The organism is Synechococcus sp. MW101C3, assembly GCF_002252635.1.
Classification (GTDB): Bacteria; Cyanobacteriota; Cyanobacteriia; order PCC-6307; family Cyanobiaceae; genus MW101C3.
This window is the reverse complement of the sequence record NZ_NQKX01000003.1, coordinates 301,294-321,568: the sequence shown is the minus strand read 5'-3', so window position 1 is coordinate 321,568 and position 20,275 is coordinate 301,294. Positions and strand designations below refer to the sequence as shown.

The 20,275-nt window shown below is 69.0% G+C and carries 19 protein-coding genes; 10 read left to right on the top strand and 9 right to left on the bottom strand.

Annotated elements, in window-relative coordinates; genetic code table 11:
- Positions 1 to 359 (top strand): sigma factor-like helix-turn-helix DNA-binding protein (locus CJZ80_RS05545; RefSeq protein WP_304442207.1); only part of this gene is annotated, 359 nt, incomplete at its 5' end.
- A gap of 4 nt (positions 360 to 363) precedes the next feature.
- Here the strand turns inward: CJZ80_RS05545 and CJZ80_RS05540 are convergent.
- The gene (locus CJZ80_RS05540; protein WP_094511049.1) at positions 364 to 3,360 is read right to left on the bottom strand and encodes a hypothetical protein; all 2,997 of its coding nucleotides are present in this window, start codon (positions 3,358 to 3,360) and stop codon (positions 364 to 366) included.
- A 170-nt stretch (positions 3,361 to 3,530) separates the two neighbouring features.
- Here CJZ80_RS05540 and CJZ80_RS05535 point away from each other — a divergent pair, with 170 nt between their 5' ends.
- Positions 3,531 to 3,746 carry a hypothetical protein gene (locus CJZ80_RS05535; protein ID WP_094511048.1) on the top strand — a complete coding sequence of 72 codons (216 nt, stop codon included), beginning with the start codon at positions 3,531 to 3,533 and terminating at the stop codon, positions 3,744 to 3,746.
- A 133-nt stretch (positions 3,747 to 3,879) separates the two neighbouring features.
- Positions 3,880 to 4,374, top strand: a complete 495-nt coding sequence (locus CJZ80_RS05530) for a hypothetical protein (RefSeq protein ID WP_094511047.1) — start codon at positions 3,880 to 3,882, stop codon at positions 4,372 to 4,374.
- A 148-nt stretch (positions 4,375 to 4,522) separates the two neighbouring features.
- Here the strand turns inward: CJZ80_RS05530 and CJZ80_RS05525 are convergent, their stop codons facing one another.
- The 3 genes from CJZ80_RS05525 to CJZ80_RS15630 form a co-directional block, all read right to left on the bottom strand.
- Positions 4,523 to 5,020: a hypothetical protein gene (locus CJZ80_RS05525; RefSeq protein ID WP_369802994.1), complete on the bottom strand. Its 498-nt coding sequence runs from the start codon at positions 5,018 to 5,020 to the stop codon at positions 4,523 to 4,525.
- 63 nt (positions 5,021 to 5,083) lie between these two features.
- Complete coding sequence (locus CJZ80_RS05520) at positions 5,084 to 6,697, bottom strand: AarF/ABC1/UbiB kinase family protein (protein WP_233132834.1); 1,614 nt, start codon at positions 6,695 to 6,697, stop codon at positions 5,084 to 5,086.
- 10 nt (positions 6,698 to 6,707) lie between these two features.
- Complete coding sequence (locus CJZ80_RS15630; protein ID WP_233132833.1) at positions 6,708 to 6,917, bottom strand: hypothetical protein; 210 nt, start codon at positions 6,915 to 6,917, stop codon at positions 6,708 to 6,710.
- Here CJZ80_RS15630 and CJZ80_RS05515 point away from each other — a divergent pair.
- The 3 genes from CJZ80_RS05515 to CJZ80_RS05505 are packed head-to-tail and all read left to right on the top strand — an operon-like array spanning position 6,916 to position 9,824.
- Complete coding sequence (locus tag CJZ80_RS05515) at positions 6,916 to 8,280, top strand: lysine decarboxylase (RefSeq protein WP_094511045.1); 1,365 nt, start codon at positions 6,916 to 6,918, stop codon at positions 8,278 to 8,280. The two genes, CJZ80_RS15630 and CJZ80_RS05515, sit on opposite strands and share 2 nt — an antisense overlap.
- 12 nt (positions 8,281 to 8,292) lie before the next feature.
- Positions 8,293 to 8,925, top strand: a complete 633-nt coding sequence (gene cbiT / locus CJZ80_RS05510) for a precorrin-6Y C5,15-methyltransferase subunit CbiT (protein WP_094511044.1) — start codon at positions 8,293 to 8,295, stop codon at positions 8,923 to 8,925.
- Complete coding sequence (locus CJZ80_RS05505) at positions 8,922 to 9,824, top strand: phosphatidate cytidylyltransferase (RefSeq protein WP_094511043.1); 903 nt, start codon at positions 8,922 to 8,924, stop codon at positions 9,822 to 9,824. The genes cbiT and CJZ80_RS05505 overlap by 4 nt, the downstream gene beginning before the upstream one ends.
- A 97-nt stretch (positions 9,825 to 9,921) precedes the next feature.
- Here CJZ80_RS05505 and CJZ80_RS05500 read toward each other — a convergent pair whose 3' ends face one another.
- The 5 genes from CJZ80_RS05500 to CJZ80_RS05480 all read right to left on the bottom strand — a co-directional run bounded on the left by CJZ80_RS05500 (position 9,922) and on the right by CJZ80_RS05480 (position 16,026).
- Positions 9,922 to 10,563: a DUF2993 domain-containing protein gene (locus CJZ80_RS05500; protein WP_233132832.1), complete on the bottom strand. Its 642-nt coding sequence runs from the start codon at positions 10,561 to 10,563 to the stop codon at positions 9,922 to 9,924.
- A 24-nt stretch (positions 10,564 to 10,587) separates the two neighbouring features.
- Positions 10,588 to 11,475 carry an alpha/beta fold hydrolase gene (locus CJZ80_RS05495; RefSeq protein ID WP_198948242.1) on the bottom strand — a complete coding sequence of 296 codons (888 nt, stop codon included), beginning with the start codon at positions 11,473 to 11,475 and terminating at the stop codon, positions 10,588 to 10,590.
- Positions 11,472 to 12,620, bottom strand: a complete 1,149-nt coding sequence (locus tag CJZ80_RS05490; protein ID WP_094511042.1) for an iron-containing alcohol dehydrogenase family protein — start codon at positions 12,618 to 12,620, stop codon at positions 11,472 to 11,474. Before CJZ80_RS05490 ends, CJZ80_RS05495 begins: the two co-directional genes overlap by 4 nt.
- Before the next feature lie 142 nt (positions 12,621 to 12,762).
- Complete coding sequence (locus CJZ80_RS05485; RefSeq protein ID WP_094511041.1) at positions 12,763 to 15,315, bottom strand: ATP-dependent Clp protease ATP-binding subunit; 2,553 nt, start codon at positions 15,313 to 15,315, stop codon at positions 12,763 to 12,765.
- 186 nt (positions 15,316 to 15,501) lie between these two features.
- The gene (locus CJZ80_RS05480; protein WP_094511040.1) at positions 15,502 to 16,026 is read right to left on the bottom strand and encodes a GNAT family N-acetyltransferase; all 525 of its coding nucleotides are present in this window, start codon (positions 16,024 to 16,026) and stop codon (positions 15,502 to 15,504) included.
- A gap of 35 nt (positions 16,027 to 16,061) precedes the next feature.
- On the opposite strand from CJZ80_RS05480, the gene lysA reads away from it, so the two are divergent.
- The 4 genes from lysA to bioB are packed head-to-tail and all read left to right on the top strand — an operon-like array spanning position 16,062 to position 20,268.
- Entirely contained in the window at positions 16,062 to 17,477 is a 1,416-nt protein-coding gene (gene lysA / locus CJZ80_RS05475; protein WP_094511039.1) for a diaminopimelate decarboxylase, read from the top strand.
- Positions 17,478 to 17,501: 24 nt separating this feature from the next.
- The gene (gene cdaA / locus CJZ80_RS05470; protein WP_094511038.1) at positions 17,502 to 18,365 is read left to right on the top strand and encodes a diadenylate cyclase CdaA; all 864 of its coding nucleotides are present in this window, start codon (positions 17,502 to 17,504) and stop codon (positions 18,363 to 18,365) included.
- Positions 18,362 to 19,156 carry an isoprenyl transferase gene (locus CJZ80_RS05465; RefSeq protein ID WP_094511037.1) on the top strand — a complete coding sequence of 265 codons (795 nt, stop codon included), beginning with the start codon at positions 18,362 to 18,364 and terminating at the stop codon, positions 19,154 to 19,156. Before cdaA ends, CJZ80_RS05465 begins: the two co-directional genes overlap by 4 nt.
- A gap of 23 nt (positions 19,157 to 19,179) precedes the next feature.
- A complete protein-coding gene (gene bioB / locus CJZ80_RS05460) occupies positions 19,180 to 20,268 on the top strand; it encodes a biotin synthase BioB (protein WP_255374112.1) in 1,089 nt (362 codons plus the stop codon).
- The last annotated feature ends 7 nt before the right edge of the window (positions 20,269 to 20,275 follow it).

Sequence of the window (20,275 nt, the reverse complement as noted above, 5' to 3'; positions counted from 1 at the left end):
AGGAGGTGAAGGATCTGCTGTGCCGAGCACGGCAGCCGGTGAGCCTGGAAACGAAGGTGGGCGACGGGGAAGATACGGAGCTGCTGGATCTGCTGCAGGGGGACGGGACGCTGCCGGAGGAGAGCGTGGACAGCGAATGCCTGAGGGGGGATATGCGGGCACTGCTGGAGCAACTGCCGGAGTTGCAGCGCGATGTGCTGAAGATGCGCTTCGGGCTCGATGGCGAAGAACCGATGAGCCTCACCGGCATCGCCCGCTCCCTCGGCATGAGCCGCGACAAGACCCGCAACCTCGAACGCCGCGCCCTCGACGGCATCCGCTCCCATTCCCGCCGCCTGGAGGGCTACCTGGTGGCCTGAGCCCTCACCGGCCGGAGTTGAAGCGGGCCCGGAAGCGGTTGTAGATGGCGTTCATCGCCAGCATCAGCAGCCCCACGCCGATGAACACCACGCCACGGAGTCCCAAATCCGCCTGGGCCATGTCGATCGCCACCAGCCGCACCAGGCAGGCCCCCAACCCCAGCAGGGCCAGCCAGCGGAACTGCTGATCGCGCAGCACGGCGCTCAGCAGGTAGATCACGAACGCCTGCAGGGCCCACAGCAGCGTGAGCAGCGATCGGTCGTAGCGGGCCGCCAGGCTCCAGGCCACGGCCACGAACATCGGGTAGTACAGCCAGCGGTTGGGAGCGGCGGCGACGCGCCGGGCGATCCAGCTCAGTAACGGCAACCCCTGCGAGGCCGCCTGCAGCGGAGTCTCCAGTTTCTTGTGCGCCAGCAGGATGAACAGCACCTCCAGTGCGATCGCCAGCACCCCCACCGTCTGCGGCTGCCCCAGCCAGCGCTCTGGAGCCGGCGGCAGTGTGTCCAGCATCGCCAGCAGGCCGAGGATGCCGCGCCAGTACACCAGCACCGCATACACGGCCAGCCGCGGCGCAAACAGGCGTTGCAGCTTCGGGATCACCAGCAGCACCGCCAGCAGCGACCAGGCCACTGGCCGCCACAGCGGACCGACCTCCACCGCGATGCCCAGAACCGAAACCAGCACGGCTGCTTCCAGCGCCAGAGGCTGAACGCCACGCCAGAGCGGCAGCGCCGTCAGGCCTGCGCCGGGGCGCAGGAACCAGACCCGCAGCGCCACCACCAGGGCGAACAGCTGGATCGGCAGGCGGGCGCTGAAGCTCACGCGGCCCAGGCTGAGCAGCTCCGGGCTGGGCAGGATCACCAGCAGGTAGGCCGTGAGGAACAGCACCAGGTAGCCCAAGGCCATCACCAGCAGCTGCAGGGCGGGCCCCCGCGACCGGCGGCGGGCGAGCTCCAGCGCACCCGCAGCCAGGGCCAGCCAGGCGGTCCCGGGCAACAGCTCCGAGATCGGTGCCAGGGCCAGATACACCCCCAGGGCGGCGGTGACTCCGAACAGATGCAGTCCGGTGGCCCTCAGCGCGGGCCGGCCACCGGCACCGGCTAGCAGCAAGGAGAGTGCGGCCAGGGGCAGGAGCCGGATCAGCAGGGGCGCCAGCGACCAGGGCGCCTGCACCACCAGCACGAGCCAGCTGGTCAGGTGTGCCATGACGATTGCCAGCCCGCAGCCGCCGAGCAGGCCCGGCGGCCGTTGCCGGCGGGCGAGCAGCAGCAGGGCGCCCACCACCACCAGCGCCAGCGTTTCCCGCCAGGGAGCGGGCGCGCTGATCGATGTGCCCACCGCCACCAGCAACCCGCTGATCCAACCCAACGCGGCTGGCCACGGCAGCGGCACGGCGCGGCGCTGAAGCAGCAGTTGCAGCAGAGCTGCCAGCAGGCCGGCACCGATCAGCACAGCGGCGTTCTGGCCCTGCTCCAGAGCCGTGGGTGCGGTGGTCAGTGCATCGACGGCGGCGGTGATCAGCCCCGTGAACACCAGGGCAACGGCCACCAGATTCACCGCTCCCCACCCCCAGCGCCGCAGCACCGGATCGTGCTCGCTCACGGCCAGGCCGAGGAACAGCACGGTCTCCAGCCAGAGGCAGGCCACCAGCAGCGGCCCATTCACCACCAGCGGCTGCAGGCTCAGCACCGCTGCCATCGCCAGAACCTGGGCCACCAGCAGATCGCAGCGGACCAGCCAGCGCACCCCCGCCCGGCCGGCCCCCTTACCCAGCGTGTAGGCGAGGGCAGCGGCCAGGGCCAGGCCCACGATGCGCTCCGCCGCATGGGTTGGTGTCACCAGCAGGGCCAGACCTACCCCGCCCCAGCGGCTGAGCAGCAGCAACAGGGGGAGGGGGCGCAGTTCTGGCGCTCTGCCGCGCGGATGGTGCTGCCACAGCGCCCCTCCGCCGAACACCACCAGGGCACCGACCAAGGCGAAGCCACGCTCCGGCTGCATGGCCTCCAGCAGCGCTCCATTGCCCGCAAGCCACCAGAGCTGGAAGCCGGCATACGCCCAGGTGACCACCAGTTGATGACGTTCCTGCCGCTGGGGCAACGGCATCGCCAGGCCCGCCACCGTCACCAGCGTGGCAAGGGCGAGGGTGATTGGGTTCTGGCTGGCGATCAGCAGGGGCACCAGGTTCACCACCACGTGCAGGGAGGCCACCGACTGGCTGGGGGCCACCCGGGCCAGCAGCAGATTCACGGCCATGCCCACCGCCAGCAGCAGCACAGCCGGACCAGGCGCTTCGATCCAGCGCAGCCCCAGTTCCGGCAGGGAGCCGGCGGCGGCGCAGGCGAACAGCAAGAGAGCGCCACCGCCGCTGCGCATCCACAGGCTCAGTTCGCGCCAGGGGCTTGGGCGACCCAGCAGCAGCGAAGGGGCCGCCAAAGCTGCAGCGGTGGCCACGGTGATCAGGAAGCGCTCGAAGCCCCCGAGCCGCAGGCCCACGTTCACCACGACGAAGGTGACCCCGGCCACCACCACCATCACGCCCAGGATCCCGGTCCAGTTCTCGACCAGGAGCCGCTCCAGCTTCCCGGGCGTTCTGGGTCCGCGAGGCGACGGCGTGCGCGGCGACAGAGGCGGCGGGGGTGGGAACGCGGGCCCTGTCGGCGAGGAAGTCCCGACGTCGGCATCCATCGGCGGAACAACGACCACCGCCACATCCCCCTCCACCACATCCGCCACCACCGCGGATTCCGCCGCCGCTGGCCTCAGGCGGCTTGGACCCAGGGGCGGCGCTGACGGAACCGGTGCGCTGGGTTCCGTCTCGAGCCGCTTGCCCGCTGCCTGCCCGACTGGAGCTGGAGGCAGCGCGCCCAGCCGGGCTTCCAGCTGCTGCAGCCGGCGCTCCAGTGTGTTCAGCTGCCCCCGCTGCAGCGAATGGCTGTGCAGCCACAGCCCGATCAGCAGGATCGCCAGCAGGATCGCCAGCACCAGGAGGGGAACGCCCACGATGGACCCGGCGACTGCCCTGGTTTCTAACCCTGCCATCACAGGTTGTCCCATGCCGGGCTGATTCCGGTGGGGCGGAACAGCCAGGCCTGCGGCGCTTGGTTGGTCGCAACAGCGACGCCATTCGACCGGCGGCAGTGGGCTGGCTGCAGGCGCGTTGCTACAGATCCATGACCTCCCCCCTTTCTGCCCCTGCTGCTGGTGTTCGGCTGCAGCTGGCCAGGCACGACCTGGAGCGCCTCGACACGCTCACCTGCTCAAGCAGCGGTTGCCTGTGGGCAGGCCTCGGGACAGTGCGGCGGATGGTGCTCGGTCCTCCCTGCGGCCAGGTGGGCCCCACTCTGGATGCCGCTCTGCTGCTGAAGTTGCCGGTGGATTTCGAGTGACTGGTACCTGCCGTTCTGCGACACCTTCAGGGCCTACAAACGCTGGTGCATCGACAGCCTGCGCGACCGCCTCGCTCTGGCGATAGGCACTTCTCATCAGCACCTGGATGCCTACCGCTCCCTGGAGGCCGAAGTGGAGCGGCGGCTGAGGCTGTATCGCCTGATCGACCATCTGCGCGGCCGGCGCGCGGATGTGATCCTCACCAATGCTGAAAGCAATCCAAGGGCGGTGGCGGAGCTGAAGCGGCTGCACTGGGGTGTGGCCCTCGGCGATGACTACTCCGCCACCAAGTCCTTCGTGTCGATGACGTTGCTCAAGGGCCGGCGCGTGACCCTGTTGCCCGATCTTGAAGTGGCGCAGATCTTTGGTCTGGTGGTGCGCGACGGCAAGGCCGATGTGGGGGTGGTGGCGCGCAGCTTTGTGGAAAGCCAACCCAGCGATGAGTGCAATCCCACCCGTGCTGAGGTGGGAGCCCGGGTGATCGCCCGCGGCCTTCCCCAGCCGGCTTTGGTGGTGACCCTGTCGCCCAAGCTCGACGATGGCGACCGGCGGGTTCTGGCCAGGCTGCTGATGGACCTGCCCGCGCAGGTGCGCACGCGCATCAGGCCAGCTAACACCCGGGTGTGATTTCGGATGATCGAACTGCTCAACTGATCCGGCAAGGCTGTTCGAGCCTGCCTGGAAACTTCAGGAACGGCCGAACCGAGGGCTGTTTCGATCAGAACGCCGGATCAGCTTTCCCGCTCCCGTCACCCGTTTCTGTCGCTGGGTCCGATCAGAAGAACTGGTCGAAGTTATCGAAATCAACGGCCTTGAAGCTGCCGTTCTCCACCTGCTCCATCAACCGCACCAGTTGGGCCCACAGCGCCCCCGCGGTGAGCAGCGAGAGCAGCAGCGCCACCAGCAGGGCGGTGCCGCTGCCGAAGCCGAACACCTGCAGCGCCCCGCCGATGAACAGGGTGACGCCGATCACCAGACCGCTGTAGGACGCCACCACCTCGCCCGAGCCCAGCGGCAGCAGCGCCAGACGGTCCTGCTTCCAGCCCTCCAGCTTGTCCTGCACCTGGCGGGAAAAGGTGAGCCCGCACAGGACGCTGATCGCCAGCCCGACGCCTGCCAGGAAGAACGGCGGCTGGCCGTAGGCGGCGTACTGGAGCAGCAGGCCCTGCGCCTCCAGGTCGTTGAAGGGGCCACCGCTGTAAGCATCGGCGTCGAGCAGGGCGCTGCCCAGGGCCAGTGCCGCTTCGCTCGGATCAGTGGGCACGAGGGTCACGGCGACGGGCCAGCGGAAGAAGGCCCGACCCTAGCGATTGGTGCGGGCGTCCCCGCCCCAGGCTCAGGCGGCTGCCGCCAGCGGGTTGAGCCGCTGCAGCATGCCCTCGGCCAGCTTGCGCGGCGAGAAGGTGCGCCGCAGGAGGCCCAGCAGTGCCTGCAGATCTTCGGTGTGCAGGCGGTTGTCACGCACCAGCATCAGCAGCAGGCGCTGGCGCAGGCTGCTGCCCCGCGGGCCGAGCAGCAGGCGCAGACCGGCGCCGGCCACAGGCAGCAGGTCGGGGTTGGCGTCGTCCTGCTCCACCACCGCCAGCAGGCTTTCCAGCCGCTCCAACTGCAGGCGGCCGCTGGCATCGAACAGCACCTCCAGCAGCTTTTCGCGCAGTTCGCTGGTGTCCCCGGCCAGCAGGCGCCGCGCCACATAGGGATAGGCCACGCGGATGATCTTGAAATCGGGGTTCAACCGCAACGCCAGACCCTCCTGACTCACCACCGCACGGATGATCAGGGCGAAGCGGGCCGGCACTCGGAACGGGTAATCGAACATCAGCTCCGAGAAGCGATCGGTGATCGCCTTGAAGTTGAAGGAGCCCACGTTCTCGCCCAGCTGGCCGCCCAGCACCGCCTCCAGTGCCGGCACGATCGGCGTGAGATCAGCATCGGGCCGCAGGAAGCCGAGCGCCTGGAAATCGCGGGCCAGCGCCTGGAAATCGCGGTTGATCAGGTGCACCACCGCGGCGGTGAGGGTGAGCCGGTCGGCATCGCTGATCGAATCCATCATGCCGAAATCGACATAGGCCACATGGCCCATGGCGCCCGTTTTGCCGGTGAGCGCGAACAGGTTGCCGGGATGGGGATCGGCGTGGAAATAGCCGAATTCGAGCAGTTGCTGCAAGCCCGCCGTGACACCGGTGCGGATCAGGGCGGTGGGATCAAGGTGGTGGGCTTCCAGTTCCAGCCGGTTCTGCAGCTTGATGCCGTTGATCCAGCTCGTGGTGAGCACACGCCGGCTGGAGAGCTGCCGCTCCACCTTCGGCACGGTCACGGCCGGATTGGAGGCGAACAGGTCGGCGAAACGCTCGGCATTGTCGGCCTCGCAGCGATAGTCGATCTCCTCGAACAGGCTGCGGCCGAACTCATCGATGATGTCGCCGAGGCCGAAGCCGAGGTTCAACGGCAGGAACGGGGCCGCCAGCACGCCGAGGCTGCGGATGATCACCAGGTCGCGGCGCAGCTGATAGGCGAGGTTTGGGCGTTGCACCTTCACGGCCACCCAGTGCCCGCCTGGCAGCTCGGCCTTGTAGACCTGGCCCAGGCTGGCGGCCGCCACCGGATAGGACGGAAAGGTGGTGAACAGCTGATCGGCTGGGGCGCCCAGTTCCTGCTCGATCAGGGCGAGGGCCACGGCGTGGGAGAAGGGGGGCAGGTTGTCCTGCAGCTGGGTCAGTTGATCGAGCCAGTCGCGTCGCACCAGGTCGGGCCGGGTGGAGAGGGCCTGACCGACCTTGATGAAGCAGGGGCCGAGTGAGGTGAGGGTGGTGAGAATGCGGCGGCCCAGGCGCTTCTGCACCTCCCGGTCGTTGCTGTTGCCCTGCACGGTGAGCACCACCGCCAGACCCAGCAGTTGCCAGAGCACCCCCACCAGCCGCGCGATCAGGATCCAGGGCCGGCGCAGCAACCAGCGGCGGTCACTCCGGGGGTCGTAGCGGAGCGGCGGCCCGGGGTCCTGCGGGCGGCCGGGAACGGCGGCTGCGGTGGTCCCGTTGGCCGCTGGCGCAGCGGTGCCGGTTGGGGCCGCAGCAGTGGCGGGCGCGAGCGAAGTTGAAGTGATAGCCGGTGCCCCTGCGCGGCAGGGGAGTGTCGACGGCCCACTCTAGGAACAGTTTTCTGCCCTTCATGTCTCTGATCGGCGCTCTGCGCGGGCAGCCCTCCGCTCTGGCACTGCACCTGCCGGCCCATGGGCGCGGCCGCGGGCTGGCCGCCGATCTGGCGCGCCTGTTGCGCGATCGCCCCGGCCGTTGGGACCTGCCCGAACTGCCGGCCATCGGCGGACCGCTCGAAGCGGAAGGGGCGGTGGCCGCCGCCCAGGTCCGCACTGCCGCGCTGTGCGGCGCCGACCGCTGCTGGTTCGGCGTCAACGGCGCCAGTGGCCTGCTGCAGGCCGCCCTGCTGGCGTTGGCCCCGCCCGGCGGGCGGGTGCTGCTGCCGCGCAACCTGCACCGCAGCCTGCTGCACGGCTGCGTGCTCGGCCAGTTGCAGCCGGTGCTGTTCGATCTGCCCTTCGAGGCCGCCACCGGCCTCTGGCAGGCCCCAACCCCCGCCGGCCTGGAGCAGGTGCTGCAGCAGGCGGGCCCGCTGGCGGCGGTGGTGCTGGTGCACCCCACGTATCAGGGGCTGGAGGGGGATCTGGCCGGTCTGATCGCCGTGGCCCATCGCCTGGGGCTGCCGGTGCTGGTGGATGAATGCCATGGGGCCGATCGCGCCGCTGCCCTTGGCGCCGGCGCCGACCTGGTGGTGCAGTCGTTGCACAAAGGCGCGGCAGGACTGGCCCAGAGCGCCGTGATCCTGCTGCAGGGCGAGCGGGTGTCTGCTGTGGCGCTGGAGCGCTCCCTGGGCTGGTTGCAGACCTCCAGCCCCAGTGCCCTGCTGCTGGCCTCGGCGGAGGTGGCCTTGCGCCAGCTGCACGCGCCCAGCCCGGCCGAGCGCCGCTGCCGGCAGCGGGCGCTGGCGGTGGCGGCGCGCCTGCGCCAGCGGCTGCAGGCGGAGGGGTTGCCGTTGGTGGCCAACCAGGATCCGCTGCGGCTGGTGCTCCACACCGCCGCCATGGGGATCAATGGGCTCGACGCCGACCAATGGTTGATGGCCCGCGGCGTGATCGCCGAGTTGCCCGAGCCGGGCGCACTCACCTTCTGCCTCGGCCTGGTGCCGCCGCCGGCTCTGGTGTGGCGCTTGCGCCGCCACCTGCTCGCCCTGCGGGCGGCGCTCGGGGCGGAGCCGCTGGCCCCCTTCACGCCGCCGCCGCTTCCGCTGGTGGCCGAACCCGAGCTGCCGGTGGGGGAGGCCTGGCGCGCGCCCCGGCAGGCGGTGCGGCTGGCGGCGGCGGCCGATCGTCTGGCGGCCGAACCGCTGTGCCCCTATCCCCCCGGCATCCCCCTGCTGATTCCCGGCGAGCGCATCGATGCCGCCCGGGCGGAGTGGCTGTGCCAGCAGCGCCTCCTATGGCCTGACCAGATCGCTGATAGCGTGAATGTTGTGGCCTGAAGGGCGCTGCGGATGGGCGCTGGGGAGCAGGAGCAGGCGGCGGGCGCTGGCTTCCAGTGGGATTTCGTCACCCCCGGCCTTCCCGACAGCGTGTTTGAAGGGGCGCCAGGCTTCAGTCCCACGCCGATGGAGCTGCGCGTGATGCTGCTGGCCCATCTGCGCCCCCGCACCCACTCGGTGGTGTGGGACGTGGGCGGCGGTACAGGCGCCCTGGCGCTGGAGATCGCTCGGCTGATGCCCGCCGGTGAAGTGCATACCCTCGAGCGCGATCCAGAGGCGATCGAGCTGCTGGAGTGCAACCGCCGCCGCTTCGGCATCCCCAACCTCCACATTCATGCCGGCCAGGCTCCTGAGGATCTCGGCCTGCTGCCCCCCCACCCCGACCGGGTGCTGCTGGAGGTGGGCCGGCCGCTGGCCGCCGTGCTCCAGTCCGTCTGGACGGCGCTGCAGCCGGGGGGACGCCTGGTGATCAGCACCGCCAGCCTTGAGGGCCTGGTGGATGCCACCGACACGCTCAGCCAGCTGAAGGCGCGCGATGTGCAGGTGGTGCAGGCCACGGTGCACCGCATGCAGCGCCGCGGCAGCCAGGCGCGGCTGGCTGCCGCCGAACCGCTGTTCGTGATCGCCGCCGAGCGTCTCGGGTGAACGCGTCGTCCCGTCCTCCCACCTCGAAGCGGCGCCTGTTCAGCGGACTCGCTGCGGGCGCCTTCGGCCTGGTGGTGGTGGCGCTCGGCGGCTGGTGGTTCACCCTGGCGGTGGGGGTGATCGTGCACCTGGGCCTGCTGGAGTTCTTTCGTCTGGCGCAGTTCAAGGGCATCCGCCCGGCCACCAAAACCACATTGGTGGTCTGCCAGGTGCTGCTGGTGGCCACCCAGTGGGCCAGTGGCGGCGGGCTGGCCTCGGATCTGGCGGCGGCGGTGCTGCCGGTGTCGGGGGCGGCCATCTGCGGCTGGCTGCTGCTGCAGCCGATCACGGGCACCATCGCCGACATCGCTGCTTCGATCTTCGGGCTCTTCTACCTGGGCTTCCTTCCCAGCCATTGGCTGCGTCTGCGTGATCTCAGTGATGCCGTGCTGGCGCCCCATCTGGTGGGAGCCGGCTGGCCGTTCTCCTCCGGGATGGCGCTCACCCTGATTGCCTGTCTGATGGTGGTGGCCACCGACATCGGCTCCTACATGATCGGTCGCCGCCTCGGGCGGCATCCGCTCTCGCCGATCTCCCCCGGCAAGACGGTGGAAGGGGCGCTGGGAGGAGTGGCCTGCTCGTTGCTGGTGGGGGTGATCGGTGGGCTCTGGCTGGGCTGGCCCTGGGGGTGGGCCGTGGGCGGCGGGCTGGGCGCGATCGTGTCTCTGTTCGCCCTGGTTGGTGATCTCACCGAATCGATGATGAAGCGGGACGCGGGGGTGAAGGATTCCGGTGATGCCATCCCCGGCCACGGCGGCATCCTCGATCGCATTGACAGCTACCTGTTCACCCCAGCGGTGGTCTTCTACTACGTGACCCTGGTGGTGCCGCTGCTCAGCCGCCCGGCCTTACTGCCTTGAGCTTGCTGCCCTGATGCACTGGCCTGAGCTGCTGCCCCGCGGCAGTCCCTGTGGCCTCGAGCTTTGCCATGAACCACGCCCCCCGGCCTGCTCCAGCTCAGGGCTGCACGCGGGCTTCTCCCTGCAGCTGGAGCATGCCGCCCTCAAGGTTGGCGGTGGTGATGCGGATGTTCGGGTCCATCGGCAGGCTGGCCCGCAGCTCCCCGTCGACAGCGTGGATCTCCACCCGCCCATCCACGGCCACGGGCCTGGTTTCCAGCTCCATCAGGCGGTTCTCCCCCATCGCCCGCGCGGCCAGGATCAAGGTGTCGCGGGCGATGCGCAGCTCCACCAGCGGCCCCAGCCCCAGCAGCTGCTCTCCCAGCAGATCGCTGAGCTCACGCCAGCGCGGTTTGCTCAGGGAGTGAGTGAGCCCGGTGGCGGTGAAGGCCACCCTGCCGCGGATGCCGAAGGGGTGGTCGAGGGTGAGCGACTGGGCGCGCACCAGCCGCCCCAGCTTCACCCGCAGCGGATCGCTGCGCAGTTCCACCAGTTCAAACTGCAGGCCGTCATACACCACCCGCCGCGCCATCAGCGTCACGCCCTCCAACTGGCCGCGCAACAGCTGCAGAGCGCTGCCGTGCAGCTGCAGCTCCAGGCTCTCCACGGCCTCGCACTGGCTGCGGATCCAGAACTGCAGACCAGCCGCGAGCAGTTGCAGCACCGGTCCGCCGGGGGCTTGGGATTCGGAGCTGGTCATGGAGCCTGCAAGGGGATGGCTTCTCTAACAGAGGCCAGGCGTGAGCCAGGCGGCAGCCACCTGATTGCTCTGGTCGAGATGGGGCAGGTGGCCGCAGTCGGCCAGTTCCTTCACTCGGTCCCCCAGCAACGCCAGGGCGGCTTTTTTCTGCGGGGCCCGCAGAATGCGGTCATCAGCGCCCCAGAGCACCTCCAGCGGCTGGCTGGGCAAGGGTTTGCCGCAGCCAGCGAAACCACCGCTGCGGGCGAAGCGGCGCAGGGAATCGGCCCATCCCGGTGTGGCCAGATGCAGGGAGGCGATCTCCTCTTCCGCGGGCCCCACGCTGGCGGATGGGTCGGCGAAGGCCGTGCGGCAGAGGCTGCGGCGCACGCCCGGCAGGCCGAGAAAGCGCACCCCGAGGGCATCGAGCAGCGGCGGCAGGGGCATGGGCCGGCCGGTGAGGCCTGCGGGGGCGAGCAGCAGCAGCCGGTGGATGCGCGCGGGTTGGCGCCGGCTTAGTTCCACCGCCACGGCCCCGCCCATCGAGGCTCCGATCAGGCCGAGTGGCTGGGGGCCAAGGCGTGCAGCGGCTTCCGCCAGCAGGGCCTCGAGATGGGTGAGCACGCCGCGGGGGCTGTAATCGCCATCGGCGGGCCGGGGCGTGAAGCCGAAGCCGAACAGATCGGGAATCAAGAGCGTGGCGCCACCGGCCAGCAGCGGCGCGAGCCGCCGGAACTCCAGAAAGCTGCTGTCGAAGCCGTGCAGCAGCAGCAGCGGCGGGCCCTCCCCCAGCACCGCCACCGGGAAGGGCCGCGCCCAGCCCGGCAGGTCCCACCACTGCACCGCCGCTGCCAGCTGACGGCCCTGCGGATCGAGCAGGTTGCGGGCCGCCGCCTCCACCAGCGCCCGGCCGTCAGGCTGCGGAAGGGTCAACGGTTGGCGTCGGCGCTGGCCGACTGCTCGATGGCGGCATCGGTGGTCACCAGCGCGCCCAGCAGGTCAGCCGGGCTCACGGCAAAGGGCAGCCGGTGCAGATCAGATCCCGGCTGACAGGCGAAGGCGCACACCCGTTGCAGATCGCTGAGCGGTGAGTCCGCCAGCCCCAGCTGCGCCAGGGTGACCGGCAGCGAGAGCTGGCGGAAGAAGCTCAGCAACTGGCGCCGCGCCTGGGAAGCGAGGCGGTTGCCGCCCACCAGCTCCTCCAGGCGCAGCTGCACCAGGATGCCGAAGCCCACCTTCTCCCCATGCAGGCGGCCATGGCTCGCCTCCAGCTGGGTGAGGCCGTTATGCACCGCATGGGCGCCCACGGTGCGGCAGCGGGCACCACCCAGGCCGCCGATCACGCCGGCGGTGAGCCCGCAGGCCTCAGCCACACGCGCCCAGGCTTCACCGCCCGGGTGGGCCATGGCCTCCTGGCCTTCCAGCAGCAGCTGATCCCGCAGCACGCGGGCCATCTGCACCGCCTGATGCACGAGGCCGTCGGTGCTGGTGGCGCTGCTCACCGACGCTTCGTACCACTTGGCCATGGCGTCGGCCAGTCCGCTGGCCAGGGTGCGGGGCGGTGCCTGCAGGATCAGACGGTGATCGAACACCAGCAGAGCGGGAGAGCGCTCAAGGCTCACATCGCAGGTGAAGGCTCCGCCGGGGGAATAGAGGTTGGCCAGGGCGGTCCAGCCGGCGCAGGTGGCGGCGCTGGTGGGCACGGTGATGCAGGGCAGCCCGAGCCGATCGGCCAGCAGCTTGCCCGCGTCCATCACCTTGCCGCCCCCGGCTGTTACCACGGCATCGATTGGGTCCGCCGCCATTGGATCAGCATTCGCCGCCGCGACGTCTGCCTGAAGCCGCTGCAGATCCTCTTCGCAGCAATCGAACTGCAGCTGAGCGGGTAGGGGATCAAGCCCGAGCCTCCGCAGATCAGCGGCCAGCGACTCGCGTAGAGCAGCGGTGGCGCGGCTGCGGCCGAGGAACAGGGGACGTCGGCAGAGGGCGGCGATGGCCGGCAGGGAGGCTTCCCAGGCACCTTTGCCGCGCAGCACGCGGGCCGGGGCGATCAGGTGTTCGCTCAAGCTGATGCTCATCTGATCAATCTAGTCGGCCGATTTTGGGCATCGAGCGGCAACGCGACCCCGCACCTGCGCGGCGTGCGGTGGCACGAGCAAGAAAAAGCGGGAGTTCATTGAACTCCCGCTGTCGAGTGGACCGTGTGAAACCGCCGCTGATTCAGGCGCTGGCGGCAGCCAGTTCGGGCTCGGGCGTGATCGCCTGGTGGCGGATCACCACCTGCTTGTCGTCGTCGACATCGACGATCGCTGCATCGCCATCCTTGAGGCGGCCGGAGAGGAACTCCTCGGCCAGAGAATCCTCAAGCAGGCGCATCACGGCGCGGCGCAGCGGGCGGGCTCCGTAACTGGGGTTGTAGCCCTCTTCGACCAGGCGCTCTTTAAAGGCCTCGGTGACGGAGAGGCCAATGCCTTTCTCCTGCATCCTGCCGAACACTTCGCGCAGCATGATGTCGGCGATCACCTTCACTTCGTCACGGGTGAGTTGACGGAAGACGATGATCTCGTCGAGACGGTTGAGGAACTCAGGGCGGAAGTACTGCTTCAGCTCTTCGTTCACCAGGGAGCGGATGCGGTTGTACTGGGTTTCTTCGGCAGCGGCGCCGGAGAATTCGAAGCCCAGGCCCCCACCCCCTTTCTCGATCACCTTCGAACCGATGTTCGAGGTCATGATGATCAGGGTGTTTTTGAAGTCAACCGTGCGGCCTTTGGAATCGGTGAGGCGGCCATCTTCCAGCAGCTGAAGCAGCAGGTTGAACACATCGGGGTGAGCCTTCTCGATTTCGTCGAAGAGCACCACGGTGTAGGGCCGGCGGCGCACCGCTTCGGTGAGCTGGCCACCTTCGTTGAAGCCGACATAACCCGGAGGCGAGCCGATCAGCTTGCTGACGGTGTGGCGCTCCATGAACTCCGACATGTCGAGCCGGATCATCGACTCTTCGCTGCCGAAGAAGTAAGCCGCCAGAGCCTTGGTGAGCTCGGTTTTGCCCACGCCGGTGGGGCCGGAGAAGATGAAGCTGGCGATTGGGCGGTTGGGGTTCTTGAGCCCCACCCGGGCGCGGCGGATGGCCTTGGACACAGCCTTGACGGCTTCGTCCTGGCCGATCAGGCGCTGGTGGAGGGTTTCCTCCATGTTGAGCAGCTTCACCGATTCGCTTTCGGTGAGCTTCTGAACCGGCACGCCGGTCCAGGAGGCCACGATCTGGGCGATGTCCTCTTCGGTGACCACCGGGCTGCGATCGCCGCCGGCACCGGCAAGCGGCAACTCGATAGAGCCGGTGGCTTGGGTGGTGATGGCCTCGCCGCCTTCGGCTGCCGTGGGCTCTTCGTCGCGACGGGCCTGGAGGATGGATCGGATCTGCTCACGCAGTTCCACTTCCTTGTCGCGCAGTTCACCGGCCTTGGTGAAGTCTTGCTCGCGGACGGAATCTTCTTTCTGCTTCTGCACCGAGCGCAGTTGCTTGTCGAGCTCCTTGGCGGCCGGCGGCAGCTTCGAGTTGAGCAGGCGCACGCGGCTGCCGGCTTCATCGACGAGGTCGATCGCCTTGTCGGGCAGGAAGCGGTCGGAGATGTAGCGGTCGCCCAGGGTGGCGGCGGCCACGAGGGCTTCGTCGCTGATCTTCAGGCGGTGGTGCTGTTCGTAGCGCTCGCGCAGGCCACGCAGGATCTCGATGGTGTCGAGAACGGTGGGTTCGCCCACCATCACCGGCTGGAAGCGGCGTTCGAGGGCCGCATCGCGCTCGATGTGCTTGCGGTATTCGTCGAGGGTGGTGGCGCCGATGCACTGCAGCTCGCCCCGGGCCAGGGCGGGCTTGAGGATATTGGCCGCATCGATCGCGCCCTCGGCGGCGCCGGCACCGATCAGGGTGTGGACTTCGTCGATCACCAGGATCACGTTGCCCGCGCTCCTGATCTCTTCCATGATCTTCTTGAGGCGCTCCTCGAACTCGCCCCGGTACTTCGTGCCCGCCACCAGCAGGCCAATGTCAAGCGTGAGCACGCGCTTGTCTTCGAGGATGTCCGGAACCTCGCCGAGGGTGATGCGCTGCGCCAAACCTTCAGCGATGGCGGTTTTACCCACGCCGGGCTCGCCGATCAGCACAGGGTTGTTCTTGGTGCGGCGGCCGAGGATCTGCACCACCCGATCGATTTCGTTCTGACGGCCCACCACCGGATCCAGCTTGCCTTCGGTGGCGAGCTGGGTGAGGTTGCTGCCGAATTCATCGAGGGTGGGGGTTTTGGTGGACCCCTTGCTGCCGCTGCCGGCGGCCACTTCGGCGGTTTCGCCGAGCATGCGGATCACCTGGGTGCGCACCTTGGCGAGATCGACGCCGAGGTTCTCAAGCACCCGGGCGGCGACTCCCTCGCCCTCCCGGATCAGGCCGAGCAGCAGGTGCTCAGTGCCGATGTAGTTGTGGCCCAGCTGGCGGGCTTCCTCGAGCGAGAGCTCCAGCACACGCTTGGCACGGGGCGTGAAGGGAATCTCCACGGCCACGAAGCCGGAGCCGCGCCCGATGATCTTTTCGACCTCCACCCGGGCGTCCTTGAGGTTGACCCCCATGGATTTCAGGACCTTGGCCGCCACGCCGGTGCCTTCGCCGATCAGGCCCAGCAGGATCTGCTCCGTGCCCACGAAGTTGTGGCCCAGCCTGCGGGCCTCTTCCTGGGCCAGCATGATCACCTTGATGGCTTTCTCGGTAAACCGCTCGAACATGGGCGGGACCTGATGCAAGTGCACCCAACCTATCAGGGCTGAGAGGGTGTTTGTGATCTTCGGCTGGAGATGTCCAGATCCATTGCTGCACCATGGATCAGCCCCGCTGATAGGCATATCTGGCCGGCCATAACTGTTGGTGCTTTCACATCAACGAAGGGCGGCAATCCGTACCTCGTCAAGCACTCATTCGCCGCTGAAACCCAGCGGTGGCGGTGGCGTTACCGCGATCTCCACCAGTGGCAGGCATTTGATCAGAGCGTCCTCACCATTGCGGTAGTAACGGCAACGCCGTCCCTGGCTGCGGAATCCGAGGGCGGCATAGAGCGCCAGGGCGGCAGTGTTGCCGGCGGCCACCTCCAGGGTGGCCTGCTGCGCTCCCTGCTGCCGGGCCTTTTGCAGCAGGGCCGTGAGAACACGCCGGCCCCGGCCGCGCCGCCGGCCGTCGGGGTGCACCGCCACCACCATGATCTGCAGCTCATCGACCACCAGCCAGCCGCTGGCCATGGCCTCCAGCCCCCTTGGCCCTTCGAGGCCGAGGCAGAGCCGGCCGTCGCTCTCCAGTTCGGTCTGCCACTGATCCGAGTCCCACAGCCCGCCCAGAGCCAGCCGGTCAAGCGCGAGACAGGCCTCCAGATCCGCTGGCATCAGCCTGCGCGCCGGCGCCTGGGCGTCTGCGACGGTGGCGCCTGCAGCAACATCCGGAGACATCCTTACGATTGACGCTGATCCGGACCCTTCCCAGGATGCCCCCCACCAGTGCGATCGGTGCCACCAGCGGCGCCACAGCCGGCACCGCGGAGCCCCATCCCCTGCTGGCCGGCGCCATCGAAGCGGCCAGCCCGAACCGCAACCTGGTGCCGATCAGCACCACCTGCGCGCCCGATGGAGCCCTGGTGGTGGGCGGCTGTCTCCTGAGTGACCTGGCCCGTACCTACGGCACACCGCTTTACGTGCTCGACGAAGACACGCTTCGTGCCAGCTGCCGCGCCTACCGCGAGGCGCTCGACACCTTCTACCCCGGCCGCTCGCTGGCGCTCTACGCCTCCAAGGCCAACAGCAGCCTGGCGATCACCGCTGTGGTGGCCTCCGAGGGCCTTGGCCTGGATGCCGTGTCGTCCGGTGAACTGCTCACGGCGCTCGGCGGTGGCATGCCACCGGAGCGGATCGTGCTGCACGGCAACAACAAATCGGTGGAGGAGCTGGCGCTGGCGGTGGAGCACGGGGTCACCGTGGTGGCCGACAACTGGCGCGATCTGGAGCTGCTCGCCACGATCGCCACCGCGGAGCGGCCGGCTTCCCTGATGCTGCGGTTCACGCCCGGCATCGAGTGCCACACCCACGAGTACATCCGCACCGGCCACCTCGACAGCAAGTTCGGCTTCGACCCCGATCAGCTCGAGCAGGTGCTGCGCCAGCTGGCCGAATGCCCCTGGGCCCGGCTCACCGGCCTGCATGCTCACATCGGTTCTCAGATCTTCGAGCTGCAGCCCCACCGCGACCTGGCGGGCGTGATGGCCGACGCGTTGGCTCTGGCCCGTTCGCTCGGCCACCCCTGCACCGATCTGAACGTGGGCGGGGGCCTGGGCATCCGCTACGTGGTCAGCGACGATCCCCCGACGATTCAGGCCTGGGTGCAGGGCGTGGCCCAGGCCGTGGCGGCCGCCTGCCTGGAGCGGGATCTGGAGCTGCCGCGGCTGTTGTGCGAGCCGGGCCGTTCCCTGGTGGCCACCGCCGGCCTCACTCTGTACACGATCGGCAGCCGCAAGGAGATCCCCGGCATTCGCACCTACGTGTCGGTGGATGGGGGCATGAGCGACAACCCGCGGCCGATCACTTATCAGTCGGCCTACACCGCCGTTCTGGCCGATCGGCCTGCCGGCGCCGCTGAGGAAACGGTCACGCTGGCCGGCAAGCACTGCGAATCCGGCGACGTGCTGCTCAAGGAGCTGGCCCTGCCCGCCTCCGCCCCCGGCGACGTGCTGGTGGTGCTCGCCACTGGCGCCTACAACGCTTCGATGGCCTCCAACTACAACCGCATCCCCCGCCCTGCCGCCGTTCTTGTGCAGGGGGGGCGGGCCGAACTGGTGCAGCGGCGGGAGCGACCGGACGAGCTGCTGCGCTACGACGTCCTGCCGGAGCGGTTGACGCCGGTACCCTGAGCCCAGATTGGCTGGGGGCTGCGGGTGATCTGGCTGAAGCTCCTCGACGTGCGCCTGATCCTCGACATCGTGCTGGCCTCCTCGCTGGGGGTGCTGCTGCTGGCGAGGGTGCGGGAGCCGCGCACCCTGTGGCTGCTGCGGGGCTGGCTGTTCCTCGTGGCGCTGGTGTGGGTGGTCCAGCGCATCGCCGTGCTGCCGCTCACCACACGCCTGCTGGAAGCAGTGGTGCTGGGGTGCAGTCTGGCGCTGGCGATCCTCTGGCAGGGGGAGCTGCGGCGCCTGATGGAGCTGCTCGGCACCGGCCGGCTCGATGTGCTGCTCGGCAGCCAGGCGGCTGATGCGGCGGTGTCAGGTTCTGTGGCGGTGCTCACCGAAGCGGCGGGCTGCTTGTCGCAGCATCGCCGTGGTGCACTGATGCTTGTGGATCTCGGCAGTGATCTCCGTCCCGAAGACTTCCTCAATCCCGGCATCGCCATCGATGCGGTGCTCTCGGTGGATCTGATCCTCAATCTGTTTGCGGCCGACACCCCGCTCCACGACGGCGCCCTGCTGGTGCGCGGCAACCGCATCCTTTCGGCGGGTGTGATCCTGCCCTTGTCCCGCCAGGGCCTCACCCGCTATGGCACCCGCCACCTGGCGGCCCTTGGCATCACTGAGCGTTTCGACCGCTGCCTCTGCATCGTGGTGTCCGAGGAAACGGGCACCCTGTCACTGGCGCGCCATGGCCGGCTGGAGCGACCGATCACCAGCAGCCGGCTGCGCGAGCTGCTCAGCCTCGCCCTGGCCCAGCCCACTACCAAGCCCACGCCGAAGTCCGGCCATGGCTCGGTGGTGGCGCTGCCCACGGGTCGTAGCGTGTCGAAGGACACGCCAGAGTCACGCGCATGAGTCGCTCCCCGGCGACCACTCCCCTGATCCAGGCGAATCCGCAGCCCTTGAGGGCCGTGCCGTCCGTGCTGGATCCCAGCCGCCTGCCGGCCCACGTGGCGGTGATCATGGACGGCAACGGCCGCTGGGCCCGCCAGCGCAACCTGCCGCGGGTGATGGGGCACCGCGAGGGCGTTGAAGCCCTGAAGCGCACCCTGCGCCTCTGCAGCGACTGGGGCATCGGTGCGCTCACGGCCTATGCCTTCTCCACCGAGAACTGGAACCGCCCCGGCGAGGAGGTGAGCTTCCTGATGACCCTGTTCGAGCGGGTGCTGGCCCGCGAACTGGAGGCCCTTGACCGCGAACAGGTGCGCATCCGCTTCCTTGGCGATCTCGAGCAACTGCCCCACGGTCTGCAGGAACTGATCGCCTCGGCCACGCGCCGCACGGCTGAGAACACCGGCATTCACTTCAACGTGTGCACCAACTACGGCGGCCGCAGCGAGCTGGTGCAGGCGGCGCGGCGTCTGGCCGATCAGGTGGCCCGCGGCGAGCTTGATCCGGCCAGCATCGACGAGCAGTCCTTCGCCGCCGAACTGCAGACCGCCGATGAGGTGGATCCGGATCTGCTGATCCGCACCAGCGGCGAATACCGGATCAGCAACTTCCTGCTCTGGCAGCTCGCCTACGCCGAGATCCACATCACCGATGTGCTCTGGCCCGACTTCAACGAAGACGCCCTGCTGCGGGCCCTCGGCGATTATCAGAACCGCCAGCGGCGCTTCGGTGGCGTCGCACCGCTCACCGCCTGATCCCTCCCCCTTCCCCTGCCGCCTTGATCGCTTCCCCCACCCTCTCCAGCGGCACCGCCCTTGCGGCCGAAGCCTCCGCAGCCACATCCGCGTCCGACGCCACGCCGGTCTTCGTTCGCCACGACTGGAGCCGGGACGAGATTCAGGCGTTGCTGGAAGCCCCGCTGATGGAGTTGCTCTGGCGCGCCCAGCAGGTGCATCGCAGCGCCAACCCCGGCTACCACGTGCAGCTGGCCTCGCTGCTGAGCGTGAAGACCGGCGGTTGTGAGGAGGACTGCGCCTATTGCCCCCAGTCGATGCACCACAGCGCCGATGTGACCGGCCAGCCGGAGCGCGATGTGGAGCCGGTGCTCGCCCGGGCCCGGGCGGCGAAGGAGGCCGGTGCCGACCGCTTCTGCATGGGCTGGGCCTGGCGGGAGATCCGCGAGGGTGCGCCGTTCGAGGCCATGCTCGCCATGGTGCGCGGGGTGCGGGAGCTGGGCCTGGAGGCCTGTGTCACCGCCGGCATGCTCACCGACACCCAGGCCGCCCGGCTGGCCGAGGCGGGCCTCACCGCCTACAACCACAACCTCGACACCAGCCCGGAGCACTACCACCGGATCATCACCACCCGCACCTACCAGGAGCGGCTGGAAACGCTGGAGCGGGTGCGCCGAGCCGGGATCACCCTCTGCTGCGGCGGCATCATCGGCATGGGGGAAACCAGCAACGACCGGGCCGGCCTGCTGCAGGTGCTCGCCAGCCTTGATCCCCATCCCGAGAGCGTGCCGATCAACGGGCTGGTGGCGGTGGAGGGCACCCCACTGGAAGAGCAGCCGCCGTTGGATCCGCTCGACCTGGTGCGCATGGTGGCCACCGCCCGCATCCTCATGCCCCACAGCCGGGTGCGGCTGAGTGCCGGTCGCACAGCACTGAGCCGCGAGGCGCAGATTCTTTGCCTGCAGGCCGGCGCCGATTCGATCTTTTACGGTGACACCCTGCTCACCACCGGCAACCCTGATGTGGACGCCGATCGTGCCCTGCTGGCGGCGGCCGGTGTGCGCGCCCAGTGGAGCGAGCCGTCGGTTGGGGAATCCGAGCAGGCCGCCGGCCGGGTGGTGGCTCCTGGCTGAGTCTGCG